We start from the raw sequence: 21,785 nt of genomic DNA, 5'->3' as shown, positions 1-21,785 counted from the left end.
AGATGCGCGTCTGATTAGCAACTTTAGCCATGCAATAAATAGGAGAGAAAACCATGAATGACATATCAAAGCAGTATGAATGTTTTCAGTTAAATGATGATCTCCGAAATCACCTATTGCAGTTGGCGAGTGACCAATTTCCTTTGGGCCAACCACAACGCCGCCTTATTGTTGAAACGGTGGTTTTGAACAATGGAGAGCGTACTTTAGTAAGAACGGAGGAGCAAAATGCCTAATTGGTCAGAATTAGTAAGAGAAATAGGACAACTCGGAAGTCCCTTTGATATTCTTCGTCGAAAGTACATCGCTGACCTATCTCAATATACGAAGAGAAATGTGATTTGCTATTATAGTGGGTGGCTACAGAAGCCAGAATTGGGTCCAGCGGTAGCTGTAAATGACACAGACAAGAATGGATTAATGACAACCATTAACGGGGTGGATGTGAAAAAGGGTCTTGATCTAATTCTGCATACCCCTGGTGGTGATACCGCCGCAACGGAGTCCATTGTGGACTACCTATGGAGCAAATTCTCAGGAGATGTTAGATGCTTTGTTCCACAAATGGCAATGTCAGCTGGGACAATGATCGCTTGTTCATGTCGTGAAATCTGGATGGGAAAGCAATCATCACTTGGGCCGGTTGATCCACAGTTTAATGGAATACCGGCGCATGGGGTCATAGAGGAATTTCAACGTGCATATAATGAGATAGTTGCCGACCCGCGCACAATACCGGTATGGCAACCAATAATTGCGAAATATGCACCGGCGTTCATAGGAGAATGCGAAAAAGCGGTTAAGTGGTCAAATAGCCTGGTTCATGCATGGCTAAAAAGAAATATGTTTAGAAGCCTCGCCGATGCGGATTCTGTAGTTGACAACATTATGCGAGAACTTGGTGACCACTCTGTGAGCCTTGCGCATAATCGGCATTTGTCCTCTGAAAAGTGTAAAGAAATGGGGCTGAAGGTGTTCGATTTAGAATCAGATCAGGAACTCCAAGACAAGGTCTTATCTGTCCATCATATTTACTTCCACACACTTTCCAGTACACCCGCCTTTAAAATCATTGAAAATCAAAACGGTATGGCTTTCATACTACAAGCGCAGCAAATAATTATGGCAGGGCCCCCACAGCATCAGCAGATCGGACTCCCGCCGAACCAGTTGCAACCACCTCTAATAGGAAATGGCTAAAAAGTCGTTAAAGCCGATCGCGGAAACAGGGGCCGCTCTGGCTTAACTTCACCTTAGGGGCAAAAATGTTTGTAGCAGCATAGGGGAGTTGTACGGTACGCCCTTTAGTTATTCAGTTTCTTTTAATTCAAGCAATAACACGCTTATTTTTCTTAAATTTTCGGTTGAGATATTATTACATATCACAGTTTCACCCAAACCTTTGATATGAAGAATATCATGCAGGATTTTTCTCTTGAATTTACTTGATTCCGGCTTTCGCCAAAACGACGGAAATGGGTGGTTCCATATTTTTGGTGAATATATATAGTTTAGTTAATAACGTCTCAAACGGAATAGATTTATGACAATTGCTATATACTTTGCATCTTTCATATCCGGATGATCTTGATAAAACCAAATGCGATCAGATATGGCTTAACAACGTCTATGAAAGTATGACAAAACTGTAGATAAAAAAATAGCCTCCGGACAACCGGCTTAATTCAACGGCATTGAATCGTTATTTTCCGACAAGCCCTTTAGTAATTTTTGCCGCTTTATCTTTATCCAAATTTGACAAAATAGTTCCGACAGCTTCCCCCTTCATTTGTGAAAGTAACTCCACTGCAAAATCAGTGTCAAGCTTTTCTACCAATTCAGCGGCGCTTTGGGGTTTCATTGCAGAATATGCTTTTATCAGATGTTTAGTTTTTTTATTTTGAATCGTTTCGATTTTTGCTAAATCGAGTTTAATTTCTTCTCTTAGCCGGGTTAGCTTTTCAATTTTATTGCTGATATCATCTCGTATAGCCGCAAGTTCTTCTTGCTGTGACTTAAGTTCGGCTTTTTGTTTTAGCAGAAAAGCCATATTATCTTTATTATTTTCATCCTCAATTTCCGGAAGGGGTTTAGTTGCTACAGGAGCGTCAGTTATATTTTCTGAAGCAATTGCCTTTGTGTTAAATAATAAATTGCTTGATTCAGTCTGGAAAATAAACAAAGAAATAAATACTATTTTGAGTACAAGCAAAGAAATAAATGAAATATATGTTAATGGCTTCATAAATTTACCCTTTTACCTATGGTAATTTGCATCTCATCGGATTGCTTCTGTGCATCTTTTTCTGCGAATTGCATATATCTGCTTCTTTGAACTTCTTTTAATTTTTCAAGTTGTTTTTTTCTTATCAATTCTTTTTGAAGCAAGCTTCTGTGTAGTTGAACCGACTCATTTGTTTCTTTCAAGGCAAGTAGTTCTCTTTCCTGATCATCGCATAATTTCCTGGAATAAAGATTATAGTTCTGGTACCGCACAACATCCATTCCTCTAAGCTTTTCTTTATTGCAATTACCGGCAAGCTCTTTTTGCTTGTTTTCAATATCTTTGATTAAATTTTCTCTGGTTTGATACTCATATATGGTATCGCTCAGTCTTTTTTGAGCTTTTTTTTCAAGATACTTTCTATAACGCAATACTTTTTCCAGCCTATAGTTAAATTTTTTCATTTCATTTGGTTCCTATCAACTGTTTCAATTGTGAAAGACTGCTATCAAAATCTGTTCTTTCATCAATTTTTTGCTGAAGAAAAGCATTTATCTTCCCGATCATTTTTTTTGCAAAATCTATCTCCGAATCACTGCCGTTTTGATATGCACCGATGTTAATCAGATCTTCCGCATCTTTATATATTGCAAGCGTTTTGATTACTTTTCTCGCCAAATCAAAGTGATCTGGTGTCACAATATCTTTCATCACTCTGCTTATGCTTGCCATAACATCTATTGCAGGATAATGCCCCTTATGTGAAATATCTCTGGAAAGTACTATGTGTCCGTCAACAATGGAGCGAACGGTATCTGCTACAGGTTCGCTCATGTCATCTCCCTCAACTAATACATTGTAGATACCGGTTATACTGCCCTTTTCCTCAAGATTACCGGCGCGTTCAAGAATCTTCGGCATCTGGGTAAAAACACTTGGTGTATATCCTTTTGCTGTTGGAGGTTCACCGGCCGCAAGCCCGACTTCTCTTAAGGACATGGCAACTCTGGTTATGGAATCAATAACGAGAAGAACATCCAATCCCTGATCCCTGAAATACTCAGCAAGTGCGGTAGCATAATAGGCAGCTCTTATTCTTATAAGTGCCGGTGTATCTGATGTTGATGCAATCACAATTGCTTTTTTCATTCCATCCTTACCAAGCTTCTTTTCGACAAACTCTTTTACTTCCCTGCCACGTTCACCGATTAATGCAATAATTGAAACATCTGCAGCTGTATTTCTTGCCATCATACCCATTAACACGCTTTTCCCTACTCCCGATCCGGCCATAATAGCAATTCTCTGACCTTTTCCCACGGTAACCATAGAATTTATTGCTCTGATACCGACATCCATGGTTTCAGTTATAATTCTTCTTTGCAATGGGTTGATAACATTACCATACACGGGGTATTCCGCATCCGAATTTATTTCCCCTTTACCATCTAAAGGTTGCCCAAATCCATCAATTACTCTTCCAATATAATCGTTTCCTACTGGAACCGTTGCCCGGTTGATTATTTCAGTAACTTTACTGCCCGGCTTAACACCTCTTAGCTCTCCAAATGGCATCAGTATAAGTTTTTGATCTTTGAAGCCTACAACCTCGGCACGAATAGCATGACCCGGAGCAGTTTCGATATCACAAAGACTTCCGATACAAAGTCCTGGTCCGTTTGCTTCAGCAATAATACCGGAAATCTTAATGATTTTTCCCTGATGCTGCATTGGTCGGCATTTATCCAGAGACTCCATATAACGGTTCCAATTAATATCAACGCTAATGTCAATCAATATTATTTTCCCCAAATACTTCTTGTAGACATTTACTAATTATTAAAAGCTGTGTTTCTATTCTTGCATCCACATCGCCGCATGGTGTTTCCAATAGACAACCACCACGTTTTATTGCCGGGTTTGAAATTATTTCGACCGATGCTAATTCATTGAACCGTTGAAATATTTCCGGTCTTAAATTGTCGATATATTCAAAATCTTCCGGGTTTACCTTCAGACGGATAGATTGTTTTTCCGTTGCCATATTTATAGCATTTATGACTGTATTTCTGATTACAGCATCATTAAGTTCTACCTGATAACCAATAACTTTTTCTGCAACAGCACAAATAAGTGTAATAATTTCCCTTTCATGAATATTTAGAATCTTTGAACTTAGAAGACTGATTTTTTCCAAAAGACTTTCGATGTTTTCAGCAATTTTCGTAGCCTTTGCCTGGCCCAGTTCCAACCCGTCCTTTTCGCCCTGTTCAAAGCCTTTTTCATATGCTTCCTGCTCTATCAAAACAGCTTTTTCTTGAGCTTTTTTTATAATTTCTTCCGGGCTTTCATTTTTATGATACTTACCGGCAATGTCTATAGGATAAAAAACTGAATTGTTTTTTGTATGGTGTTGAATGACTGCAAATGGCCCCGTTTCTTTTTTGTCAGAAGTATAGAAAGAATCAAAAGCTTTCATTTCATAGTGTGTCAGGTCATCCCCGTTTGTTTTATGAGATATTTGCATTATATACCCTGGTTGCCCAATTAATCATAAAATATAAAGTTAATATAAGCATTTTATACAAAAACATCATCTTTGCCTTTGCCGCCTATAACGATTTTGCCTTCAGCTTCCAGCTTTTTTGCTGCCTTTATTATTTCCTGCTGATTATCTTCAACTTCTTTAATACGAATCGGGCCAAGCACTTCAAAATCCTCTTTAAGCATATTGGCAGCTCTTTCCGATAAATTGCTGAATATTTTCTCTTTCATCTCTTCGGAAGCAGTTTTAAGAGCCCTTACAAATACATCATTACTTATATTTTTTAAAATCTCCCTGAAACTTTTGTCATCAATTTTTAACAAGTCTTCGAACAGAAACATCTTCTGCCGTATTTTCTGGGCGAGCTCGATATCTTCTTTTTCTATATGCATCATAATAGATTCTTCGGTTTCGCCGTTTACCTCACTTAAAATGTTTGCAAGAGCTTCAACTCCGTCAAATTTTCTTTTTGAACCAGCCCCCATCTCGGTAATTTCTTTTTTTAATATTTCGTCAAGGTCTCTGATAACATCATCATTGACTTCTCCAATGTGCAATATTCTATATGCTATATCAGCTTTGTTCTCATCTGGCAGCATGCAAAGTATTTCGGCTGCCTTGTCCTGGGGCAGGGTGGATAGCACAAGTGAAATGGTTTGCGGATGCTCACCCTTAAAAAGATTAATTATGTTTTCTGCAGGAAGATAAGCAAGCTCAGCAAAAGGGGTATTCTCATTTTCCCTTTCTATTGCTTTTACAACCTCCTTTACCGGTGATTCTCCCATAGATTTATCCGCCACCTGCTTTAAAAATGATTTGCCGGATAATCCAATAGCCTTGTCACTTTGAAAGTTTGTTAAAAAATCTTTCATGACAGCATTCAAAACATCGGCAGGAATATATGTAATTTTGGACATATATTTGCCTATTTTCTTAATATTATTTTGATCTATTGTTTTGAAAAATGATGCGGTAAATTCTTCACCCATTGCCATCAAAAAAATTGCTGTCTTTTGAATTCCGGTTGTTTTTTTGGCATCATTGGTATCTAAATTCATTTTCTACTCGTTCATCCATGCCCTAATGAGTTGTTCGGTTTTTTCAGGATTGCTCTTGCTTATTTCTATAACTTGTTCAATCTGGCCTTTTGTGTTTACTCCGGGGATCTGGGCATTTGACTGCACATTTGATGGAATCTCCTTTACATTCACCAGTGGTTCTTTTGGGATACTTTTTAACATTTTAATCAATGGTTTAACCAGAACAAAAAATACAGCGATTATTAATAAAAGATTAATCAGTATGTTTTTATATTCTCTAAATAGTGCCGTGAAATCAAACGTTATGGATTCCGGTTGAAATTCTGCCGGTAAGGTTTCGGAAAAAGGTATGGAACTAACTGAAACCAGGTCTTCGCGATCCTCATCGTAGCCCATTGCACCTTTTACTATATCTTCAAACTTTCTTAATTCTTCATTTGTTCTCGGAATATAGTTTCTTTTTTCGGTACCGTCATCCGACTTAACCGTTTCATATCGTCCGTCAATAACTGCGGCAACAGATAAGCGTTTAATTGTTCCGGCCGGTTTGGAGATTATTCTTGTAACTTTATTGATTTCATAATTTGTGAGAGTGTCTTTTTTCTTTCTTCCGTTTTGGTCAACCGATTCTCCCGAAATTACTCCTGCTCTTTTATTAATTACAGATGGTGCGGTGTTTTGGGCAGCATTTCCTGATTTAGATGATTCTTCAATATCCCTTTTACTTCTAACAACTGATGCCGCAGGATCATATTCTTCTTCATTCATACTTATTTTATTAAAATCTACATTGGCATTAACTCTTACAATTGCATTACCCGATCCGATAATTCCTTCCAGCATACTCTGAACATTTCTGCTGATTTCACTTTCAATTTTTGTTTTATAATCCAATTGTGAATTATTTAAAAAAGTATTCGTCTGGTTATTGCTGCCACCTTTAAAGATTACCCTTCCTTTTGTATCAACAACAGTTACCTCTTCAGGAACAAGTCCTTCTACAGCACTTGCCACAAGATGGATTATAGCTGTAAGACGTTCCGGGGGTAAATTTGATTTTAAGTCAAGAAGTACTGAAGCTGAAGCTGGTTTTGCATCTTCTACAAATAGAGTCTCTTTGGGAAGAACTATAAATATCCTGGAAGTTTTCACCTCTTCAAAACAGTTTATAGTTCTTGCCAGCTCACCCTGCAAGGCTCTTTGGTAATTTAGATTCTGAACAAAATGGGTTGTTTTGTAGTCGGTCTTGTCGAATATTTCAAATCCGATCTGGCCATCTCTTGGAAGTCCTTCTCCTACCATTTGAAGGCGCAGCTCATATACCATATCGGAAGGGACTAGTATTAAAGAACCGCTGCCTTCAATCTTATACGGAATATTTTTTTCTCCCAGTTTTTCTATAATAGCTCCGGCATCCTGGGCAGAAAGATTATTAAAGAGAACCCGGTAATCAACCTGGCTTGCTATCATAAAAATACCGGCAAAAGCTCCCATTAACAGTAAAACAGTAATGGCAATAGAGATTTTTTTTGCAGGAGGTAGAGACTTGATAAATTCCGTAAACTGAACTACTGAATTATTCATTAAATATGCTCTGCTTATCTTGGTTGTTTGCTAAATTTATATTATGTGCAAATAAATTACAGCATAAACGGATGTACATCTGAAATAAAAATTTAAAACTGCATGCGCATAATTTCTTTGTAAGCTTCAACAGCCTTATTTCTTACTGAAAGAAGCATTCTCATCGATATATCGGACTTTTGAAGTGCAATCATAGTTGTGTGGACTTCTTCCTTTCCCTGCATGAGATTAAGAATGGATTTATCTCCTTCTTTTTCCAGGCTATCCACATTATCGATTGCAGTTTTTATGGCTTCTTTAAATCCTGAAGAGCTGTTTGGAGTTGTTTGTTTACTCTTATGAAAACCAACCGGATCCAAATTGTCAAAATTAATGCCGTTCATTTTTTATTTTCCTATTTCAAGAGCTTTTAAAACCATTTGTCGTGTTGATTTGATAGCTGCCAAATTTGCGGAAAAAGCATTTCGGGCCATCAACATGTTTGCCATTTCAACCGCCAAATCCACATTTGGCTTCTTAAGATACCCATCCTTATCTGCATCAGGATGGCTTGGATTATAAACAATTTTAAAAGGAGAATTATCTTCAACAATCGCATCAACCTTAACACCTTCCATTTGCGAACCTAATACCTCATTGAAATCATCAACCGGGTTTGCACCTATGGCGATCATTTTTCTTCTGTAGGGACCTCCATTTTCCGTACGTGTGGTTTCAATATTTGAAAGATTTTCGGCAATAACATCCATTCGTTTTCTCTGAGCGTAGAGCCCTGAAGCGCTTACTTTCAAAGATTCCATAAAATTCATGCTAACGTCCTCCCTCTCTGATTACTTCTTTTATAAGAGAAATTTTCCTTAACATTGCTTCCGTTGCAGCTTTGTATATCAAATTGTTTTCTGTCATCTTGTTTATCATTTTATCGACACTCACGTAGTTTACACCATTCCAATCTGCTTCTTCCTCAAAAGCTTCAACTTTATGACCGGAATCGGCATATGGGTCAATATGACCGGCATTTGTTTTAGACAAACCAATTTGCGATTCTGCCCCTATAGCCTGTGCCATGGCAGCTTTAAAATCAATATCCTTCGGCTTGTATCCCGGTGTTTCAAGATTGCTTATATTGCTGGAAATAGTGTTTTGCCGCTGATGCGCCACGCCTATTGCGTTTTCAAGCAAGTTAATTATGTTGCCAAACGATAAATTAAGAGCCATATAATTTCTCCTTTTTAATGGCCATCAAGAGCTTAGTATTCGGTTAGAAAGCTTATAAGTTGCATAATAATAAATTAAAGCAAATTACGTGCCTTTTTACTGCTCACACATTTTTTGTTTGTACTCATTAAGTTTATTTCTTAAAGTTCGAACACTGATGCCAAGCATATCAGCTGCATGTGTTCTGTTTCCCTTTGTTTTGTCTAAAGTCTGAAAGATAAAATTTTTTTCCAGTTCTCTTAGAGATACCTCCGGATTTATGGGCTGTATCTTTCGCGCCGGTGGCTCGACAGGCATTAAACGGCCATTTAATTGCAACAGCTTTTCGTCTATTAAATTTCCTTTACACATAAGAACTGCTCTTTCTATTACATTTTCCAATTCTCTGACATTGCCTTTCCAGGGTCTTTCCGTTAGTACAATAACCGCATTATCTGTCAAGCCTTTGACATCTTTATGTTCAAGTTTGTTATACTTAGTGATAAAATAATCGGCCAGCAAAGGTATGTCGTCTTGTCTTTCTCTTAATGGAGGTAAATTAAGAGGAATGGTATTTAAACGGTAGTAAAGGTCTTCCCTGAATTTTTCTTCATGCATTAGATTTTCAATATCTTTGTTTGTAGTGGCAATAATTCTTACATCAACCGGTATAGATTCAGTTCCGCCGACCCTGTCTATTTCTTTTTCCTGAAGAACTCTTAATAGTTTTGATTGGAGCTGATAATCCATTTCACTAATCTCATCCAATAAAATAGTGCCTTTATCTGCCAATTCAAACTTCCCTTTTTTTCTTGCAGTAGCACCTGTAAAAGCACCCTTTTCATAGCCGAAAAGCTCGCTTTCCATAAGTGTTTCAGGAAGAGCAGCGCAATTTAGCGCTATAAAGGGTTTATCGTGACGAGAGCTGTTCTTATGTATGTGCCTTGCGAAAAGTTCTTTCCCTGTACCCGATTCACCATGAATAAATACTGAAGCACGGCTGTTTGCAATTTCTTCCGCGTACTGCATAAGTTGATTCATATCGTTATTTTTAGTAACGATTGCATATTTGCCATTCATTAAGGGTTGTTCTGCGATAACAGAGTTCTTGCATATTCCCGAAACAATACATTCTACCGTTTCAGCCACTAAAGGCTTTAAAATAAAATCATCAGCACCGTTTTTCATGGCTTCGACAGCTTGCTTAACACATACATCGTTAGAAATAAGAATTACGGGTAGAGATGAATCTATTTCTTTTATCTTAACCAATAGATCCATTCCGCTCATTTTTGGCAGATTCAGTTCCGAAATTACCATATCGTATGGGGTGTCCGATATAATATCAAGGGCAGCATATCCATCACTTACTGATGACAATTTGTATCCGGCCCTGTTAAAGAGACCGGTTATTGAAGCAGCATCCGTTTTATCATCTTCTACAAGTAACACACATTTGTCTTGCATAACCGGGTCTATCTCCTGGATTTCTTGAGCTCTGATTTGGTTAGCAGCTCTTTAAATATTATTGCTTCCATCCTTTCCTTAGCAAGGCTGCTCCACAATGGGTCATCACTTTTGACAAGTTGGTTATATACAGAAATGCACTCGCTTTTTCTGTTAAGTGCTTCATAACATTGAGCAACTATAAACATGGATTTAAGGTTTTCTTTATTATTTTCTTGAGTGGCCATTATATTGTTAAGTAACAAAAGAGCATCTTCAGGTTTGCCGAGATTAAGATAAATCTCGCCGATCTTCTGGTAGACAAATTCATCTTGTTGCGGGGTTTTGGCAAGAATGTTTTCTGCTTCTTTTAGTGCTTCAAGGCTTTTGGCTTTTAATCCCGACATGTCGAAGACTTTAGCCATATCGGTAAGTATCATAATTTTATCTTCTACAGCAGGATGGCTGTTTAAAGCTTGTGAAAACATATCTATAGCTTGTGCATATTGTTTATTGTCCCAAAAGAGTGTTCCTTTTACATGGTATGCTTTTGCAACAAATTCTCCCAAACGATATTGAGCGATCAGTAAATCAAGTTTTATTAACCCATTTCTTTGCTGCCCGTTTTCAAGCAAATGTTTTCCAAGATAATAAAGAAGTTCCTCGGGTTTTTCTTTGTCAGGGAAAATATTATCTGCCTGCATGAAAAGCTCTATGGCAGTATCTTCCAGTCCCAGGCGTATGCATGCTAATGCAACTGCAAACAATGTTCTTGGAGGAGCAAGCCGCTGGATAATATGTTTATTCTTAAGATAAATCTTAATTATATCCAAATATGCATCGTTATTATCTTTGCTGTTTTTCTTGTCTTTAATAATTGTTTCAAAATTATCGCTTAAGGCATATATGATTTCCGGACGTAATTTTGACGAAGGATATTTATTTAACAAATTATCTAATACTTCCATGCTTTTTGAGTAATTATTATCTTTTTTGTAAAGAAGAGCTAGTTTAAGCATGGCATATTCAAGCAAGGGACTTTTACTATCTATGCTCAAGTATTCACTGATAACCTTTTCATAAATTTGGTATGCTGAGGATAGTTCTTGCCCGCTATCACTAAAAAAAATAAAATTATGCTTATTTTTTAGTTCCCCGCTTTCCAATTGTTCTGCAAGACGAGTCAGGCTTATCAGAGCTCCTTCCGTTTTTGGAAATCGATCAAAAACCAGCCTGTATATTTTGGACGCAGAGTCAGACATACTTTTTGCCCTGTAGGCATCTCCGATTTTATTTAATATCAGATGATTCTCACTACTGTCAGGACATATATTAGAATATTGAAAAAGATTATTAATTGCCTCAGTAAAATATCCTTTCTGATAGTAATTATATCCGAGATAAAGAAGAATATCAGGATAACGAGATAAGTTTTCAGGATCTTTTTCAAGATTGGTCAGAAGGTTGATGGATTTCTGAAAACTGTTCATCCCAAAAAGTATTTTTGCAATGCCAAGCTCTGCTTCCGTTTTTTCGAAATCATTATGGTTTAGGGTTATATTCTCGTATATAGAAAGTGCTTCTGAGTATTTTTTCTTTTGATACAGTGCCTCGCCTTTTTGCAGCAATGCCCTGACTGTAAAAAAAGAATCATTATTTTTTTTGATAATGCGATTATAGTAAGCTATAGCCTCGCTGATATACTTGGCTTTGAGGCAAAGGTTTCCGGCAGACAGCAAGGCATCGGGAACAAATACTGAAGATGGATACCTGTATATGGCATCATCGTAAGAATTTTTGATCACAAAATAATTTTCTGAAAGACTTGTTACGTAAAGCTGATCAAGTGATTTTGCAAGCAAAAAATACGCTTTTTCTGAATATTGTCCCTTTGGATATGCCTTTATGAGATTTTTTAAGCTATCGCCCGCTTTCTGAAAATCCTTGTCTTTAAAAGCAGTAATTCCTGTTAAAAAAAGAGCTGCTTCTTCGCTTTGTCCATTTGGTTCGAATTCGGTCATTTTCTTCAGTAATAATACTGATAGATCAATCTGTGGTACCTTTTCGGTTACAATGTGTTTTGGCTCCAGCTCTTCAACTATTATTGAAGGTTCTTTCAGGCTTTGGACGGATAAATCTTTATCAGGATTTGTATGATTATTTTCTTCAGGCAATACTGATATTTTGGAAGCTATCGGTATATTCTGCCTGGGAACTTCTTTAGCTTTTACTTTCTTGCCATTGCCCTTTTGCTCTGTTTCAACAAAGATAATTAGTTCATGATTGCTTACGCGATGTGAAAACTTTGGCATTTTTGTCCCGTTTACATCCAATACTATCCTGATATTACCCGAATGATATCCAACTCGGAAGCTTTTTAAATTCGGGGTTTTTAAATTTTTGCTTACGGATGTAAATGACGGGCCATCATATTTGATATCATATATGATTCTGTTGGGTGATTTTATAACCATATTATTTAAAACCGTCATTGTTTTGCCGCTTAAAACGGTAATGGTTGTTCCGTTATTTTTTCCTGTTGTGGAAATTGAAATAATTTCCTTTCGTATATCATCTATAACGGAAACAAAACTACTGCCGCTAACAGCAGCCGAATATGGCACAACAGTTAACATAACGGCTATAATAATAAACAGAACTCTATAAATAAACAGGCTTCGCATATCTCCTGTTAAAAGCAATTGTTATGCCAATGGAACACGGTTGGTTTTTGATTATAAATTGGAGGTGTTATATGATAATTTTAATGGTTGAAGATAGGTTTATAAGCGATGATATATGTAAGATGCCATTATTTTGACGAAGATGCTGATAACATAAAATAATAGAAAAATATCGAAAAACCTTCAGCCGGTTCCTAAGCACAGACCGATTTGGAAAAATTCTTTTTTTTCATTTTTTCAACAAGAGTTGTTCTTTTGATATTTAACAGCTTTGCAGCCTTTGCTTTAACTCCATCGCTCTTTTCAAGGGCTTCCATTATAAGCCTTCTTTCATAATCCTGAACGGCAGTATCAAAGGAAATAACTCCATCAAGCGCTGGAGTAGTATCGCCCTTGGGAAACGATATTTCAGCCTGCTGTATATGTTCGGGAAGATCCTCAAACTCAACTACCTGCTTATCGCAAAGAACAACTATGCGCTTAATCACATTTTCCAGCTCTCTTACGTTCCCCTGCCAGTTATAAGCAAGCATTCCATCCATTGCGGCAGGATTAAACCCGCTGATTATATGGCCCTCTTTTTTTTGAAATTTTTTTAAAAAATAGTTTATAAGCAAAGGGATATCGGATTTGCGCTGTTTCAATGAAGGCACCTTAATTGAGATAACATTTAACCTGTAATATAGGTCTTCTCTGAATGAGTTATTATTTATAGCGACTGATAAGTTTTTATTGGTGGCTGCAATAATACGAACATCCGTATGAATAGTTTTGGTTCCGCCTACTTTTTCAAAGCGCTGATCCTGAAGCACCCTTAAAAGTTTTACCTGTAATGCCGGACTCATTTCACCTATTTCATCTAAAAATATAGTTCCACCGTTTGCCATTTCAAAACGGCCGGCTCTGCTTTTATAAGCTCCTGTGAAGGCTCCTTTTTCATGCCCGAAAAGTTCGCTTTCAAGTAATGCTTCCGGAATTGCTCCGCAATTTATAACGACTAATGGCTTTTCACTCCTGTAGCTGTCATAATGAATGGCCCTTGCTATCAACTCCTTGCCTGTTCCGCTTGCACCTTGAATAAGAACTGAAATATCAGTGTCAGCTATCTTATCAATAAGGTTAAATATATTTTGCATAACATTGTGGGAGCCGATAATATTAGTATATGAATATCTTTTTTTTAACTGTTTTTTAAGACGGAGATTTTCTTCCTCAAGAAATTTAAATCTGACAGCTTTTTCCACAACCACAATGAGTTCAGCTGGTGCGATGGGTTTTGTTATATAATCAAAAGCGCCCTTCTTAATAGCGTCTACCGAACCTTTGATTGTTGCGTGACCGGTTAAAATGATGCATTTCGTTTTGGGATATTTTAATACAACATGGTTCAGTACAGCCATTCCATCAACACCCGGCATCATCAGGTCGGTTAAAACCAGGTCATAATGGTTAGTATCCAATTCTTTTATTCCCGAAGCCCCATCCGGAGCCGATGTTGATTCGAAGCCTTTTTCTTTTAAGATATTTACTATTAATTCTGCCTCAGTAAGATTATCATCTATAATCAAGATTTTTTGCATATCATGCAGCCTTTCTGATATAAAAATATGACAAATTAGTAAATATTATTATTGGGATGTTTAAAAACCTTGCGGCAGGAAATCAAAAACCCTTTTGATATGAGCATAGCCTTTTTTAAAACCAAGCCAAATATGAAAACAAAACAATATAAAAAGTTAACTATACATAATCCCCACGCTGAAACTTCAACATGGCAACATTAGCAGTAAGCGAAAGCTCTCTGACAAATTGCTCAATTTCCCCGTTTTTGGGAACAATGCCGGCAGTCTTTGATTCAACAAGGCTTATTTCTTTTTCTATACTGGAAACAAGAGGTTCAATCTCTCTTAATGTTTTTTGATGATTATGCAATTCGTTTACATAATCATCAAGGAGATTAAGCACTTTATCACTATGATTAATTATATCTGTTTCATGTTTCGAAAAAGCCGGTTGAGCAATCTTGTTGATTTCGGTAAGCTTTTGATCAAAGACTTGTTTGAATCCTTTATCGCTTGTTATTTTGTTAAGGCCTGACTGCCGCAAACAGTCGGTCTGGTCTATTTTGTTTATATTCATTGTTTTACCTTTCTCTTGCCATAAATATTATTTAAAATCAACTACGGAAACCTTTTTAATAATATTTATTTGATAGCATTCAATTTGTTGTCGGTGAATGGCTGATCAAATTATATAAAATATTTAATTAAATATTTTTTTTAGTTTCTGGTCTACGGTTTCAGCAGTAAAGGGCTTAACAATATAACTGCTTACACCTGCTTTGACAGCATCTAAAATGTTATTTTTCTGGGCCTCTGCCGTAACCATCACAAAGGGTATCGTTTTTAATTGCTCATCAGCCCTAATCTTTGTTAATAGTTCTATTCCGGGCATCTCAGGCATATTCCAGTCACACATGATCAGATCAAAGCTACCATTCTGCAATAATTTAAAAGCGCTTTTTCCGTCTTCGGCTTCAATGATATTGCTAAATCCGATCTGCTTTAAAATATTTTTTACAATTCGTCTCATTGTGGCAAAATCGTCAACAACAAGAACCTTCATATTTAAATCCATTGTTACTTAACCTCCATATCTTAATATAATTGTATATATAAACCTGATAAATAGATATAGCCTCAAATATTTGCCAGGATATCATCTATATCTGTCTGGACGAGTCCGTTGCCTTCCTTCTGCGGGCCAGCCAGTTCAAAAACTTTGTCGTCTACGACTTTTTGTAGGTCTTCATTCGAAATATCCGGATTTCTCTCTTTTGTAGAAAGCTTTATTCCAAAACAAACAAGCATGTTTTTCAGTTTTTCCTCCATCTGTTTTACAAGAATCATGATCTTTTTAATCCGCTGACCGGTCAAATCCTGAAAACTCATATGAACGAAGATATCTGTTGTCAATGTATCATAGTTCTTAATACTTGATTCCATATAATTAAAAAGAGGACTCAGCTTCTCGATAGTTTGCGTATCGATTTGTACATCAGTTGATTTAGCTTCATCCGCCGGCACTTTGAGTTTGCCGGATTTTAAGGATTTGATAATTTTTTCCATTTGTGCTGTTTGCTCCTGAAGCAACTCAAGATTATCCATAATCTTGTTAGCAGCCTTTTCGGTAGTATCAATAATTCCTTCAAGCTGATCAGATGCCTCCGGAATATATTTTGTCGTCATATCAGTCAATCCAGGGTCAATTTTAGATCTTAAATCCTTCCTGAAATCAATAATAAGCAAAGCCAGATCTTTTATTGCACCACTCATTCCATATGCAATATTTTGAAAAAATTGCTCATCTTCATTTATACTGCTTCCAGTCAAATGAGAGATAAACCCTATGATTTGTGTTGTTTCTTCAGCCGAAAGCTTTCCGTCAATAATCTTGTGAATTTTTTCTTCCAGATGTTTCGTCATGCAGTTATCCTCTCTTTCACTATACTATTTTTCTCCGATAATCATATTCAACACTGTTTTTCTAATATCTTTTAAGGGAACCACTTTTTCTGCGGCACCTAATTTGATAGCTTCCTTGGGCATCCCGAAAATAACACAGCTGTTTTCGTCCTGCGCAATGGTTCGTGCTCCGGCTTCACGCATCTGTAGTAATCCTTTTGCGCCATCATGACCCATACCTGTCAGAATTACTCCGGCTGCATTGCTTCCCGCATATTCTGCTACCGAATAAAACAAAACATCTACGGCCGGTCTCTGATGATGAACCAGCGGGCCTTGTTTAACCTGAACATAATATCTTGCACCGCTTTTTTTAAGCAGCATATGAAAATTCCCGGGTGCAATCAGTGCGATCCCGTTAACCAATGAATCACCGTCAGAGGCTTCCTTTACGGTGATAGCGCTAAGTTCGTTTAGCCTTTCGGCAAAAGAAGTGGTAAAGTTTGCCGGCATATGTTGTACAACAAGAATCCCAGGTGCATTAGGAGGCATTGACGTCAAAACAACCTTTAATGCTTCCGTTCCGCCTGTTGACGCACCGATAGCAACAATCTTGTTGGTTGTTTCGGTGAGAGCTTTAGTTGCTTTTTTAGGTTGTATATTATTATCGTTACTGTCAAGCTTGGGCGGATTTACCTTGATTCCGGCCACAGCCCTGATTTTGTCAATCAGCTGAATGCTCATTTCTCCCACAGAATAAGCACCGGAGGGTTTTGAAATTACTTCTAAAGCTCCGAGAGATAAAGCCTCCAAAGCCATCTTCCCGCCTTTTGGAGTCAGCGAGCTTACGATTATTACCGGAAGCGGATAATAGCGCATCAGCTTTTTCAGGAAACTAAGTCCGTCCATTCGGGGCATTTCAATATCTAATGTAACAACATCCGGATTCAATTTTACAATTTTATCCCTTGCCACATAAGGATCAGGAGCTGTACCTACAACTTCTATATCAGTTTCTTTCGAAAGTTCTTCCGAAAAAACTTTTCTAACCACAGCCGAATCATCTACAATCAGTACTTTTATTGGTTTTCCCATAGGATAAATCCCTTTGTTTTCAGGGCGAATTTATTATAAGGCCGGCTGCAATAAAATTATTGTTAGTTTCAATAGAAAAAGAGACGTTATAATCGCCTTCAAAATGTCTGGCTATAAAGTCGCTTTCCTTTATATATTGCGGAATACCAATCTTGAAGCCATTTTCAAGTTGTGAGAACATAAAACCGACTATCATGTTTAAAGCCTCTTTTAATGTATCCTGTTCTTGTTTATCGCTTATACTATCTTCTGAAGATCCTAAAAAATTCGCTGATATTTCTTTGGCGAACCCTGCCGGTATAAGAAAATATGAAAACCCCATCTTGGGGCCGGTAAAATCCAGAGTAGCGCCAACTATAGGCTCTTCGCATGTAAACCAATCGCTTAAAGCTCCCGATTTCTCATTGACCTGGACAGGCATAAAAAACATTTTATCCATTACTTCAGAAATCGCCTTCTTCATCGCTTTCATCAATTCCTCTGCCATCAGAGACCTCCTCTTCCAATAATCCGCTAAGAGTATTTTTTATATCCGCCGGAGAAAACGGTTTTTTAATATAGCCGCTTGCTCCCAACCTAATCGATTCCTGGATTTTTTCTTCACTTCCTTCAGTTGTAATCATTACAACCGGAATCGATTTGAATAGCTCATTTTTTTTCATTTCGGATAAAAACGACAGGCCGTCCATATTCGGCATATTTATGTCGCTTAACACAATATCTATCCAATCGGTTTCAAGTCCTTTTAAGGCTTCAATGCCGTCTCCAGCCTCGAAATAATTGCCTACATTAAAGCCGGAAACTTTAATAACCTTTTTTATAACTGCCCGCATTGACGAAGAATCGTCAACAATCAGAACATTAAATGCCATTTTCAACGCCCTCCTGACAAAGTAACCATCTCCTCAACAGCTTTGGTTTTTTCCCAGAAAGCGGCGATGGTTTTTTGCAACTCAACTTCAGTAAAGTTTAGCCTGTCAATAACTTCCTGATAATACCTGTAAGCAAGTCCGTCAGCTCCTCCGCCGATTCCTATCATCATACATATTGAGTCGGACAGATAAATAATCGGAATTGAAAGACTATCTTCTATCAGAATATTTATTGGATTATGATGATTTCTGATAATATACACCATTTCCGGAGTAAAATTCCATTTTTTAGCAACCATAGCGCCTAACTCAGCATGATCAATCCCAAGAATTTCTTTTTCCGCTTCCAAAAAAGACAGACCATCTTCATGCACTTTTAATTCGATTTGTTGAAATACATCTTTAACATGATTGTTTAATACTACTTTTCCAATATCTTTCAACAATGCAGATGTAAACAGGCGGGGAATGTTTTTTAAATTCCGTTTTTCCGCCAAATCTTGGGCTATCAGGGCAGAAGAAACCGAATACTTCCACAATTCGCCTTCATCCAAACCGTAACCCTCCTGGGATGACTGGAAGTTTTTTGAAAAATTTCCCATTATAATTATATTGGCTATATTATTCATTCCCAAATAGGCAACTGCCTGTCGCACTGATGCAACTTTTTCCCTCAAAGCAAAAAAAGATGAATTGCATACCCTCAACAGATTGGCGGTCATACTTTGATCGTATTGGATAATATCTACGATCTCCCCCAAAGAACTGTTAGGATCGGAAATTATTTCCATAATTTTAGTTCCTGTAGAGGAAACAGGACTTAGCGAGCCGATTTCTTTTATAATTTTTTCTAAATCCATGGTATTCTTCTCACCTCTGTACCGGATATCTTCATAATGGCTTCGCCGGTTTTTATTTCAAGCTTAATAGTTCTGTTTACAGTGCCTCCCACCTCTTCAAAATCTACTATTATATTATTTTTCCAGAACATCTTTCTAAGAACAGTATGGTTACGTTTTCCTATATTAAAAAGCCCGTTTTGATCAAGAATCTGTGCTCCGCCTAATACAAGAACTTTAAGACGGTTTTTTGAGGCTCCATATTTATATGTTTCTTTAAAAAGAAGGGGTATGCCGGTATTGCCGAACATAAAAGGATTCTTAGCCGCTTTCACCAGATCAATTTCGGAGTCGGGCAACATATAGTGAAGCACTCCTCCAACTTTTGCAACAGGGTCATATATTCCGATCCCTATGCATGAACCCAGAGCGTATGTAACCAGCACTGCATCAGGATCATTGCTTACTTTCATATCACCGACGCCGACAACAATATTCATCATGATTCCCTCGATACCATCTGAAATATACTTCCTATATCAAGAATAAGCCCGACCCTGCCATCACCCATAATAACAGAACCGGCTATTCCTTTGATGTCTTTAAGCCACCCGCCCATACTTTTGATAACAACCTCTTCCCTGCCAATAAGTTCGTCCACCAGCAGACATTTCTTTTTCTCCTGATTTTCAACAACAACAACAAGTTTTTCCCATGGTTGCATTTCTGTTTCTTCGGAAGCGCTTTTTGTTTTTAGCCCAAGCAAACGGTCAAGTCTGACCAGAGGAATTAAATTATTTCTTACTTTTATAATTTCTTCCTCACCCCTTACTGTAAAAAATTCTTCTTTCTGGGGCCGAAATGATTCCTGAATATTTAATGTCGGGATAATAAAACGTTCATTTGCTACTCTGACAATCATCCCGTCGACTATGGCCAGAGTTAGAGGCAGGCGAATAAAAAACGTTGCACCTTTACCGGAATTAGACCGGACTTCAACTCTTCCTCTTAGTTTTTCTACTTTGCTTTTTACAACATCTGTACCGACACCTCTTCCTGAAATCTCCGTAATCTTATCGGCAGTCGAAAAACCCGGATGAAATATGAGATTATCTATCTCTAAGTCAGTAAGTTTTTCTCCCTCTTTAAGCAGGCCGCTTTGAAGAGCCTTTGATATGATTTTTTCTCTGTTCAAACCACGGCCGTCATCTCCAATTTCAATAACTATATTGCCGCCCTTGTGATATGCTTTAAGAAATATAGTTCCCTGCCCGGTCTTATTATTTTCAAGTCTTTCCTTCGCTACTTCCAAGCCATGATCAACTGAGTTTCGAATCATATGGACCATAGGTTCATAGATTTCCTCAATAAGATTTCTATCAATCTCTGTTTCTTCACCCGACATAACAAGTTGTATATCCTTGCCCGCTTTCCTGGCTAAATCCCTGACAAGCCGAAGCATCTTTTGGAAGGTAGTTTTTATCGGCACCATTCTCATTGACATGGCAGTATCTTGCAGAGAGGATGTAATAAGATTTAATTGATTGGTAATTTGAAGCAGCTTTCTGTCTTTGTTGTCTAAAATAGCTTCATGCTGCTTTAGCATTGATTGTGCAATTGCTAATTCTCCGACCATATCAACAATATTATCAAGCTTAACAGTATCAACTTTTACCTGAAGCGATTCAGGAGCATCCGCGCGTTTTTGTTCTCTTAAGGATGAAACAACCACCTTGGTTTTTACTTTTTCGTGTTCAACCAGTATTTCGCCTAATTTCTTGTCAGGGCTTTTTTGTTGAATTTCCAGCGCATCCTGAATATCAGCGGTAGTAAGTGATCCCGATGAAACAAGCATTTCTCCCAAAAGTTTTTTCTTATCCTTTGTTGTCGGAGAAAGAAGTCCTTCGATTCTTTGCTCAAATGCTTTGGTGTCTTCACTGCCCTCAAATATTATTCCTGTATCGAGAGAGCTTCTTACATTTTCTATCATTCCCTTTAATAAATCAACGCTTTCTAAAATCACATCAATTATATCAGCGTTAATAGTTAATTCACCATTTCGTGCCTTGTCCAGCAAGTTTTCAACTTTATGTGCAAATTGATTAATCTTATTAAAATTTAGAAACCCCGAAACACCCTTAACTGTATGGAATGGTCTGAATATGGCATTGATTGTCTCCACATCGGTAGGATCCTGCTCCAGATCCATAAGACTGATTTCAATAGAGGCTAAGTTATCAAGAGATTCGACAATGAAATCGGAAATAATTTCCTTGTCTTCATCATTAATTTTTATGGGTGCCAAGCTTGCTGTAGAGTTGCTGTCTTTTTTGTCTTCTCCAGACTCTGATTCATTATCGGATTTACAACCATCTTCAACCTGACAACCCAAACCGGCTATCAGCTCAGCTATATCACCTTCGTAACTTATGCCTTTAGATAAATTACCAACTATTTTCTGCATGGAAGAAATGCCTTTTTCAAAAGGCCCCAAATCTATTTTCTCCCTTAAGATTACTGCTTCAATATATTCTTTCATTGCCTCGCATACTGAGATCATGGACTGTTCTTTTAATTCATTAGACAGTTCCATAATAGTTTCGATTGATTGTACAGTCTTTCCGAGGCCTGGAATATCTTCGGAATCCAGAATTACAGTTTCAAGCGCTAGAGTCTCTATCTTTTTGTTAATTATTTCTAATGTCTCTGTCATCAATCATATCCTTCTGCTCGTTGTTATTAGCATAATAAAATGATCTCCAACGAACTCAAGCTGACCAATCCGTTATAATGGG

The 21,785-nt window shown here is 37.4% G+C and carries 23 protein-coding genes; 2 read left to right on the top strand and 21 right to left on the bottom strand.

The window, feature by feature from the left end; translation table 11 throughout:
- Positions 1-53: 53 nt before the first annotated feature.
- Both KKC46_03355 and KKC46_03350 read left to right on the top strand, forming a co-directional pair.
- Positions 54-236: a hypothetical protein gene (locus KKC46_03355; protein MBU1052853.1), complete on the top strand. Its 183-nt coding sequence runs from the start codon at positions 54-56 to the stop codon at positions 234-236.
- A complete protein-coding gene (locus KKC46_03350; protein MBU1052852.1) occupies positions 229-1,200 on the top strand; it encodes a S49 family peptidase in 972 nt (323 codons plus the stop codon). The genes KKC46_03355 and KKC46_03350 overlap by 8 nt, the downstream gene beginning before the upstream one ends.
- 502 nt (positions 1,201-1,702) lie before the next feature.
- Here KKC46_03350 and KKC46_03345 read toward each other — a convergent pair.
- The 21 genes from KKC46_03345 to KKC46_03245 form a co-directional block, all read right to left on the bottom strand.
- Positions 1,703-2,245, bottom strand: a complete 543-nt coding sequence (locus KKC46_03345) for a hypothetical protein (GenBank protein ID MBU1052851.1) — start codon at positions 2,243-2,245, stop codon at positions 1,703-1,705.
- Positions 2,242-2,688 carry a hypothetical protein gene (locus KKC46_03340; GenBank protein ID MBU1052850.1) on the bottom strand — a complete coding sequence of 149 codons (447 nt, stop codon included), beginning with the start codon at positions 2,686-2,688 and terminating at the stop codon, positions 2,242-2,244. The genes KKC46_03345 and KKC46_03340 overlap by 4 nt, the downstream gene beginning before the upstream one ends.
- A gap of 1 nt (position 2,689) precedes the next feature.
- Positions 2,690-3,982, bottom strand: coding sequence for a FliI/YscN family ATPase (locus tag KKC46_03335; GenBank protein ID MBU1052849.1), 1,293 nt, complete (start codon positions 3,980-3,982; stop codon positions 2,690-2,692).
- Between the two features lie 31 nt (positions 3,983-4,013).
- Positions 4,014-4,751, bottom strand: a complete 738-nt coding sequence (locus tag KKC46_03330; protein MBU1052848.1) for a hypothetical protein — start codon at positions 4,749-4,751, stop codon at positions 4,014-4,016.
- Positions 4,752-4,804: 53 nt separating this feature from the next.
- Entirely contained in the window at positions 4,805-5,827 is a 1,023-nt protein-coding gene (gene fliG, locus KKC46_03325) for a flagellar motor switch protein FliG (protein ID MBU1052847.1), read from the bottom strand.
- Positions 5,828-5,830: 3 nt separating this feature from the next.
- Complete coding sequence (gene fliF, locus KKC46_03320) at positions 5,831-7,393, bottom strand: flagellar M-ring protein FliF (GenBank protein ID MBU1052846.1); 1,563 nt, start codon at positions 7,391-7,393, stop codon at positions 5,831-5,833.
- A 92-nt stretch (positions 7,394-7,485) separates the two neighbouring features.
- A complete protein-coding gene (fliE, locus tag KKC46_03315; GenBank protein MBU1052845.1) occupies positions 7,486-7,776 on the bottom strand; it encodes a flagellar hook-basal body complex protein FliE in 291 nt (96 codons plus the stop codon).
- Between the two features lie 3 nt (positions 7,777-7,779).
- Complete coding sequence (gene flgC / locus KKC46_03310) at positions 7,780-8,202, bottom strand: flagellar basal body rod protein FlgC (GenBank protein ID MBU1052844.1); 423 nt, start codon at positions 8,200-8,202, stop codon at positions 7,780-7,782.
- Between the two features lies 1 nt (position 8,203).
- Positions 8,204-8,611, bottom strand: coding sequence for a flagellar basal body rod protein FlgB (flgB, locus tag KKC46_03305; GenBank protein MBU1052843.1), 408 nt, complete (start codon positions 8,609-8,611; stop codon positions 8,204-8,206).
- A 96-nt stretch (positions 8,612-8,707) separates the two neighbouring features.
- A complete protein-coding gene (locus KKC46_03300; GenBank protein MBU1052842.1) occupies positions 8,708-10,057 on the bottom strand; it encodes a sigma-54 dependent transcriptional regulator in 1,350 nt (449 codons plus the stop codon).
- Between the two features lie 8 nt (positions 10,058-10,065).
- Positions 10,066-12,720 carry a tetratricopeptide repeat protein gene (locus KKC46_03295; protein MBU1052841.1) on the bottom strand — a complete coding sequence of 885 codons (2,655 nt, stop codon included), beginning with the start codon at positions 12,718-12,720 and terminating at the stop codon, positions 10,066-10,068.
- 194 nt (positions 12,721-12,914) lie between these two features.
- Positions 12,915-14,300, bottom strand: a complete 1,386-nt coding sequence (locus KKC46_03290; GenBank protein MBU1052840.1) for a sigma-54 dependent transcriptional regulator — start codon at positions 14,298-14,300, stop codon at positions 12,915-12,917.
- 160 nt (positions 14,301-14,460) lie between these two features.
- Entirely contained in the window at positions 14,461-14,859 is a 399-nt protein-coding gene (locus KKC46_03285; protein MBU1052839.1) for a hypothetical protein, read from the bottom strand.
- Positions 14,860-14,982: 123 nt separating this feature from the next.
- On the bottom strand, positions 14,983-15,357 hold the full coding sequence (locus KKC46_03280; GenBank protein ID MBU1052838.1) for a chemotaxis response regulator CheY: 375 nt from the start codon (positions 15,355-15,357) through the stop codon (positions 14,983-14,985).
- A gap of 62 nt (positions 15,358-15,419) precedes the next feature.
- Positions 15,420-16,205, bottom strand: a complete 786-nt coding sequence (locus KKC46_03275) for a protein phosphatase CheZ (GenBank protein ID MBU1052837.1) — start codon at positions 16,203-16,205, stop codon at positions 15,420-15,422.
- A 24-nt stretch (positions 16,206-16,229) separates the two neighbouring features.
- Positions 16,230-17,279 carry a chemotaxis response regulator protein-glutamate methylesterase gene (locus KKC46_03270; GenBank protein MBU1052836.1) on the bottom strand — a complete coding sequence of 350 codons (1,050 nt, stop codon included), beginning with the start codon at positions 17,277-17,279 and terminating at the stop codon, positions 16,230-16,232.
- A gap of 19 nt (positions 17,280-17,298) precedes the next feature.
- Positions 17,299-17,766, bottom strand: a complete 468-nt coding sequence (locus KKC46_03265; protein ID MBU1052835.1) for a chemotaxis protein CheX — start codon at positions 17,764-17,766, stop codon at positions 17,299-17,301.
- Positions 17,723-18,151, bottom strand: a complete 429-nt coding sequence (locus tag KKC46_03260; GenBank protein MBU1052834.1) for a response regulator — start codon at positions 18,149-18,151, stop codon at positions 17,723-17,725. Before KKC46_03260 ends, KKC46_03265 begins: the two co-directional genes overlap by 44 nt.
- Positions 18,152-18,153: 2 nt before the next feature.
- Positions 18,154-19,011, bottom strand: coding sequence for an HDOD domain-containing protein (locus KKC46_03255; GenBank protein ID MBU1052833.1), 858 nt, complete (start codon positions 19,009-19,011; stop codon positions 18,154-18,156).
- Complete coding sequence (locus KKC46_03250; protein ID MBU1052832.1) at positions 19,002-19,490, bottom strand: chemotaxis protein CheD; 489 nt, start codon at positions 19,488-19,490, stop codon at positions 19,002-19,004. Before KKC46_03250 ends, KKC46_03255 begins: the two co-directional genes overlap by 10 nt.
- Positions 19,490-21,703, bottom strand: a complete 2,214-nt coding sequence (locus KKC46_03245) for a chemotaxis protein CheA (protein ID MBU1052831.1) — start codon at positions 21,701-21,703, stop codon at positions 19,490-19,492. The genes KKC46_03250 and KKC46_03245 overlap by 1 nt, the downstream gene beginning before the upstream one ends.
- Positions 21,704-21,785: the final 82 nt, after the last annotated feature.

This window comes from Pseudomonadota bacterium, assembly GCA_018817425.1.
In the GTDB taxonomy this organism is placed as follows: domain Bacteria; phylum Desulfobacterota; class Desulfobacteria; order Desulfobacterales; family RPRI01; genus RPRI01.
The sequence above is the reverse complement of the archived record's forward strand: the minus strand, read 5'-3'. Positions and strand labels throughout refer to the sequence as shown.

Bases quoted from the DNA above. Each gene is read 5' to 3' on its own strand.
- KKC46_03345 (MBU1052851.1), bottom strand. From the start codon at position 2,245: ATGAAGCCATTAACATATATTTCATTTATTTCTTTGCTTGTACTCAAA.
- fliE (MBU1052845.1), bottom strand. From the start codon at position 7,776: ATGAACGGCATTAATTTTGACAATTTGGATCCGGTTGGTTTTCATAAG.
- KKC46_03280 (MBU1052838.1), bottom strand. From the start codon at position 15,357: ATGGATTTAAATATGAAGGTTCTTGTTGTTGACGATTTTGCCACAATG.
- KKC46_03295 (MBU1052841.1), bottom strand. From the start codon at position 12,720: ATGCGAAGCCTGTTTATTTATAGAGTTCTGTTTATTATTATAGCCGTT.
- KKC46_03355 (MBU1052853.1), top strand. From the start codon at position 54: ATGAATGACATATCAAAGCAGTATGAATGTTTTCAGTTAAATGATGAT.
- KKC46_03330 (MBU1052848.1), bottom strand. From the start codon at position 4,751: ATGCAAATATCTCATAAAACAAACGGGGATGACCTGACACACTATGAA.
- fliG (MBU1052847.1), bottom strand. From the start codon at position 5,827: ATGAATTTAGATACCAATGATGCCAAAAAAACAACCGGAATTCAAAAG.
- KKC46_03300 (MBU1052842.1), bottom strand. From the start codon at position 10,057: ATGCAAGACAAATGTGTGTTACTTGTAGAAGATGATAAAACGGATGCT.
- flgB (MBU1052843.1), bottom strand. From the start codon at position 8,611: ATGGCTCTTAATTTATCGTTTGGCAACATAATTAACTTGCTTGAAAAC.
- KKC46_03275 (MBU1052837.1), bottom strand. From the start codon at position 16,205: ATGACGAAACATCTGGAAGAAAAAATTCACAAGATTATTGACGGAAAG.
- KKC46_03250 (MBU1052832.1), bottom strand. From the start codon at position 19,490: ATGAATATTGTTGTCGGCGTCGGTGATATGAAAGTAAGCAATGATCCT.
- fliF (MBU1052846.1), bottom strand. From the start codon at position 7,393: ATGAATAATTCAGTAGTTCAGTTTACGGAATTTATCAAGTCTCTACCT.
- KKC46_03290 (MBU1052840.1), bottom strand. From the start codon at position 14,300: ATGCAAAAAATCTTGATTATAGATGATAATCTTACTGAGGCAGAATTA.
- KKC46_03285 (MBU1052839.1), bottom strand. From the start codon at position 14,859: ATGAATATAAACAAAATAGACCAGACCGACTGTTTGCGGCAGTCAGGC.
- flgC (MBU1052844.1), bottom strand. From the start codon at position 8,202: ATGAATTTTATGGAATCTTTGAAAGTAAGCGCTTCAGGGCTCTACGCT.
- KKC46_03260 (MBU1052834.1), bottom strand. From the start codon at position 18,151: ATGGCATTTAATGTTCTGATTGTTGACGATTCTTCGTCAATGCGGGCA.
- KKC46_03335 (MBU1052849.1), bottom strand. From the start codon at position 3,982: ATGGAGTCTCTGGATAAATGCCGACCAATGCAGCATCAGGGAAAAATC.
- KKC46_03255 (MBU1052833.1), bottom strand. From the start codon at position 19,011: ATGGATTTAGAAAAAATTATAAAAGAAATCGGCTCGCTAAGTCCTGTT.
- KKC46_03270 (MBU1052836.1), bottom strand. From the start codon at position 17,279: ATGGGAAAACCAATAAAAGTACTGATTGTAGATGATTCGGCTGTGGTT.
- KKC46_03245 (MBU1052831.1), bottom strand. From the start codon at position 21,703: ATGACAGAGACATTAGAAATAATTAACAAAAAGATAGAGACTCTAGCG.
- KKC46_03350 (MBU1052852.1), top strand. From the start codon at position 229: ATGCCTAATTGGTCAGAATTAGTAAGAGAAATAGGACAACTCGGAAGT.
- KKC46_03340 (MBU1052850.1), bottom strand. From the start codon at position 2,688: ATGAAAAAATTTAACTATAGGCTGGAAAAAGTATTGCGTTATAGAAAG.
- KKC46_03265 (MBU1052835.1), bottom strand. From the start codon at position 17,766: ATGGCAGAGGAATTGATGAAAGCGATGAAGAAGGCGATTTCTGAAGTA.